The following is a 5,183-nucleotide window of genomic DNA, read 5'->3' as shown; positions in this document are numbered from 1 at the left end:
ATTAAAGCTGTCAATCCCGACCAGGGAAACGGGAGAATTTTCATTCCGTCAACAGATATAGATGGAACTAATAATACAACGACTGTAAGTATCGAAGTTTATGTCGGCGGTTTAAGCGGTGAGAACGTTAAACTGGGCGCGAATTTTATCCCGATTGCTGGTGATTCAGTTCCTGTGACTGGGGTGCCAAATTTGCTGGTTCTAGCTGCTAGTCCGGGTGATACAGCTATTACGGGTGATATGTTTTTGGTTGCGAACCCTGGGAGCGCACCTTTTGTACCAACGGAAACCCCTCTCAATTATTTTCATGTCACTTACACTCCAATTTCAGAAGATACTGATGAACTTATCACCGACCGGGTATTCGTCGCTCATCTGAGCCTGCAGCAAAGTACGACTGACGGCATTGGTAGCCCGATTGACGGTGCGCTGGGTAAACTCGTTATCTATGACAACAAAGACGGAACTGTGCATACGCCTAGTAATAGTCTCGTGCCTGGTACAACTCAACTCATAAAAAGTAACGCGCAGGGTCTATTTGATCTTTACATATGTGCCGGCAGTACAGAGGTTTTCGGCGACGTTCATCTCGATTTGGTTGGCAGTGAGGACCTTAGCGCAGGAACATTAGTCGTTAACAAATTAGCACGTCCGGACTCCGGCGTTAGAGCGCCGCATTTGCCCTCTAGCTTAGTTGATGCAAGCACTGAGGCAACCGTTATAGGTTACATCCCTGATGTGAGTTCAGGCTACTCCAGAGGTACGCAATTTGTTGTAGTGGGGTCGCATGTAGACAATGACAAAAAAATATCAACGTATTTGACTACGCTGTATTATCATGATCGGTCTTCTTGGGCTTCCAGCGATTCTAGGTTTGAAGTTCCGATAACAATGTTTAAGAAGCCGGAAGCGCCGGGAACTAAAGGAGACGCAGTCAGGAATGAGGTCTCGTATATCGTATTGCAGTCCGAGAACCGTATGAACCAATCTAGCGCTGAGATAATGGAGGTATGGCGATCAGATACAACTATCGCCCCAGATGTGCCGCCAGCTGGCAACCCAAATATTGATGCACCAACCTTTATAGGTTCAACTAAGCCTAATGAGGTAGACCCTTCAATGTGTCTGCAGGGCTTGCAAGTCAGGTTGGATTTGAGCCAGCAAACGAATCTCCAACCCGGTATGGAGGTGACTGCGAAGATTATTCTTAGCGGTTGGGCAGCTAATGGACACCCTATTCCGAAACAAGGTGTTGCTACATGCACTGTGACTCTCACTGACTCGCAGATAAGGGATGGCTATGTTGTCGCGCGATTTATGCCCTCCGACACGGCGGGTTATCGCGATGACCAGGCCACCGGGCATTTGGGCAACATTACAGCGTTCTACTGGGTGGGTGCACAGCCACATCCAGATCTAACCTCTCAAAGTGTGAAAAATAAGTTCTACAGTTCAGGTATTGGCTCACGCAACTAAAATTTCCTGCCCGCCTCTTTTGGGCGGGCAGGAATGGGGGCTTGCAATGACAGAAAACAAACTTGCTGCGCCGTCGCTGCCGGAAGCTGTTAATGGTGTTCTGAATCTTGGCAATGTCCAAAACGAATTTATTCAGGTGATCATTAGACCGTATGCGAAAATCGATAGAGGCGACAAAATAACGGTTCTCTTTAATAGTGTGAACGATCAAAACGATTTTTTGCGATATGCCTATGTGTCGGACCCTGACGATTTTCCTCCTAAAGGAATTGCGATTAAGATTCAGCCACTGTCTGCGTTCAGCAATGATCAATTCAATGTTTCCTATGTTGTTGAAAGCCGGGCGGCTAACCTCTCATCGTCGAAACCTTTGAGTATTACCATCAAAAATGCGCCTGGCGCGGAGGCGGATGTGCAATATCACCAAGCAGCGTATGGCGGTTTCTATCTTAAGGGTTTGATCGATTCGTGGATCGTTCCATTGGATTATGCAATTTCTCAAAATAGCGACGTCCTGATATCTATGCTGGGCGATCTACCTGCACCCTTGGGGGGTGGGGCGTTGCAGGACGACGGAGCAGTGCTGACCTTGTCCCAGCGCACCCAGGCGGTCGGTGAGCTGAAGCCCGTCGGCACGATGACCTACACAGCGAAGCAGTGGGTATTCGCTCTGTCTGGCTCCGGCGTAGCGTTGAAAAAGGGTGACGAATTGTCGTTGGCACTGAAGAGCGATGCCAACCTGAGCGTGACAGTAACGATATGACGCGTCCGGTAATGATAGTTCCAGGGGATTGCTGATGAGACAGAATAATTTAGCTGTACCGCAGGCCACGCTGGTTGTAGTACCTGATACGGCTGACGAGAGCTATAGGTTCTACATTTGGCAGGTTGTCACCTTCACTGCAACCCTGTCCATTCCTGGCGGTGTCGCTGATGGTAAAATTGTAGTTTTTGAAAACGTTGGTAGCCAGCACGATAGGTTTGTTCTTTTCGGTTCCCCCGACAAGGATGCGACACAACTCACTGACGGTTCCCCCTGGCAAGTTTACGCGCGCAGTAACAGTCTGGATTGTTCAGTCGCTACTGCGACGATTCGCGCTCTGTATTCTTCCATTGCGCTTGACGCAGATGCACCTGGCATATTCATCGCAAGCTTATTGGATGATAAAGATGTGAATGGTGGCAACAACTATACGGTGGCTGAGCCAAACGTACGCATTGAGCAAATCTTCGACCCGTACCAGTTGGTGCCTGCATTGAGTCTCGATGACACACCATCAAGTTCGGGAGGGAACTACTTTGTTTGCAGTGTATATGTGTCAGATTCGATAACGGGTTCGGCCTTGAAAGATATTAATTTTCGTCTGTTTTCGGACTATGAGCACTCGTTTGCGGGCATTAAGTTTTATCCCGATTTAAACTCGGACGGCAAAAATTTTCTAACCATTAACTATGACGAAAACTCGATGCCTTCGGTGGATGTACTTACTAATATAGATGGCGTTGCGAGTGTCTATGTTTGTGCAGCGAAAACGTCCGGTACTTACGCCGGTGTCATTTCTGGAACGTGTGGTGTTAAGACTGCATCAGTGGCCACCTTCGTTATTCCTGACTTCAAATCAGTCGCGGACCCTGGGTTGCCTGCGCCACAATTACCACCTTCTATAGTGACAATACCAAGCGATGATACGATCGATTCGATTGCTTGCATGATTCCAGCGTACCCGAGTAACGCCATCCAAGATCAGATATTCGTATTGTGTAACCGAAGGGTTCAGCTTGTGGGTAATTCGAGTTTTGCACGAGCGGGAACAGGGGCGGTGTCCGCGTCATTTTCGAAATTCGGACTGCACAACGAAACATTCGAAGATGATGCGTCCATCGACAATGAGCTGACTTACATCGTATTGCCGCTAATGCAGCCGGCAGCTTTGGCGTCTACGCGGATATTTTATGCCAAAGGCGATCCGGGACCGGCGACCCGTCTACATGACGGTTCGGAAAAAGCGCCAACCATTGTCGAGACGCTAGGGCACGGTGTAGTCATTAACGCTAACACCATCGCCCAAGGCCTGACCATTCGAGTGCCGCTTGGTGAGCAGAATCCAGGCATTCTATGGGATGACGTTCGGTACGTGGTTAATGTGATGTTAGATGTTTCGGGTTGGATGGCGGGTGCCGATGACCCCATGGCGGTGCGGATTGTGAGTCCGCGGGATCGAGAAGTCAGCAAGTTGGATATCGCACGCGGCTATGTGGACATCTGGTTTCCGCGTATCGGGTTCTGGGGCTTTGGCCAATCGGTAGAAGGCGTTATGGGGTACTGCGACGTGCAGTACACAATGACTAAAATTGATTCATTTTCGTCGCCATTACCGAAAATCTTGAATCGTCAGATTGATTCATCCACATTGCCAAGATCGAAAATATTACATTGCCACATTGATACTCTCCCGCCGAGCGGCCTAGGTTCGTATTTCCACTAGGCTCGGGTGTATTGGCACGTGAACACAGGGATTAAAATATGATTGAACAGCTCGCAGCGCCTTACTTTTACCAAGTGCTCGATCAACACCCGCCATCAGGCCCCCTGGTACTGGACAAAGCGACACTCGCGCCGCAGGTTCCGATTGTGGTTTCAGCCGTGAGCGACACGACCCAGGCGGGGGATACGATTACGCTGTTCTTCAATGGGAAGCAGCTTGGCGATCCACTGCCCGTCAAGGATCCGAACGAATTGGTCTACGACCTGTTGATTGAGCCTGATGCTTGGTCAGAGACGACGGCTGATGTGTATGTGACAGTTACCCGAAACGCAGCAGTGGTGGCCAGATCACAGCCTTTGAGTCTGCAGGTGATGAGTACCCCTCGCGTGGGAAACGTACAGCTACATGAAGGTTTCCTGTTAGGCACTTATGGTCCGGGCGTTGTCGATAGCTGGCTGGTGAGCGGTGCCTATTCTATTGCCTCTGTGGATCAGATACCGTTTTCAGTATTGACCACGGGGCAAAATGGTCAAGAAGCTGTAATTGAACTTCAGCGCATGACACGATCAGGGGAAATAACGTCGTCGACTGGTGTTTATCTGTGGAAGTATGAGAACGGAGCATGGCATGGCGGTGCCTTTGCTCCCTTTGATTCTAATGCGTTGCAGCTTGCCCGAGGGGACCATTTGGTAATGTCTTTCAGGGCGGTCCAAACTCTGGCACTTGAATTTGTTATTTGAGTGAATTCTTGCAGTTGTCCATCGTCAATGAAATGACATGACTAATTGGGTCCCTATGTGTTGGCTTTTTGGATTTTCATTGCAACGCTATTATGTGTCAATGCGGTAGTGTCGGAAGCAGTAGGACGCGAGCCTTGTCACTCGTTCTCTGGTTTGCATTCACGCGCCGCATTAATCAAACACGCTAAACTTGCTCAGGCGTTGCCAAATGTGGCTTACAAAGGTCATTTGGAAGAAACTGTTGTGGTATTGCGTGGCAACCCTTATCCGCTCAAGCAGTGTTTTACAAAGGTATTGCACGAACGGCGTAACACAGCGTTGGGTCAGTTTCGTTCCAGGTTCGGGTTTCAGCTATGTCGCCCAATTACTCGTTTGAGTACGCAGTGATGTTCGGCGGACGCAGGAGCTGAGTGCAACACGGTCATTGAATTGAAGCCGAAGCATCATGGCGATGGCGATGGCGATGGCGATGGCGATGGCG

General features: G+C 49.4%; 4 protein-coding genes. All 4 read left to right on the top strand.

From position 1 onward, the window contains the following. On the top strand, positions 1-1,476 hold a 1,476-nt coding region (locus F8N44_RS30050; protein WP_191630983.1), incomplete at its 5' end, for a hypothetical protein. A 46-nt stretch (positions 1,477-1,522) separates the two neighbouring features. Further along, a complete protein-coding gene (locus F8N44_RS30045) occupies positions 1,523-2,239 on the top strand; it encodes a hypothetical protein (protein ID WP_150652904.1) in 717 nt (238 codons plus the stop codon). Between the two features lie 34 nt (positions 2,240-2,273). After that, positions 2,274-3,962, top strand: coding sequence for a hypothetical protein (locus tag F8N44_RS30040; protein WP_150652903.1), 1,689 nt, complete (start codon positions 2,274-2,276; stop codon positions 3,960-3,962). Between the two features lie 38 nt (positions 3,963-4,000). Beyond that, positions 4,001-4,702, top strand: a complete 702-nt coding sequence (locus tag F8N44_RS30035) for a hypothetical protein (RefSeq protein ID WP_150652902.1) — start codon at positions 4,001-4,003, stop codon at positions 4,700-4,702. Positions 4,703-5,183: the final 481 nt, after the last annotated feature.

The organism is Pseudomonas fluorescens (assembly GCF_902497745.1).
In the GTDB taxonomy this organism is placed as follows: Bacteria; Pseudomonadota; Gammaproteobacteria; order Pseudomonadales; family Pseudomonadaceae; genus Aquipseudomonas; species Aquipseudomonas fluorescens_BM.
The sequence above is the reverse complement of the archived record's forward strand: the minus strand, read 5'-3'. Positions and strand labels throughout refer to the sequence as shown.

Coding starts and splice junctions, on each gene's coding strand:
- F8N44_RS30045 (WP_150652904.1), top strand. CDS start 1,523: ATGACAGAAAACAAACTTGCTGCGCCGTCGCTGCCGGAAGCTGTTAAT.
- F8N44_RS30040 (WP_150652903.1), top strand. CDS start 2,274: ATGAGACAGAATAATTTAGCTGTACCGCAGGCCACGCTGGTTGTAGTA.
- F8N44_RS30035 (WP_150652902.1), top strand. CDS start 4,001: ATGATTGAACAGCTCGCAGCGCCTTACTTTTACCAAGTGCTCGATCAA.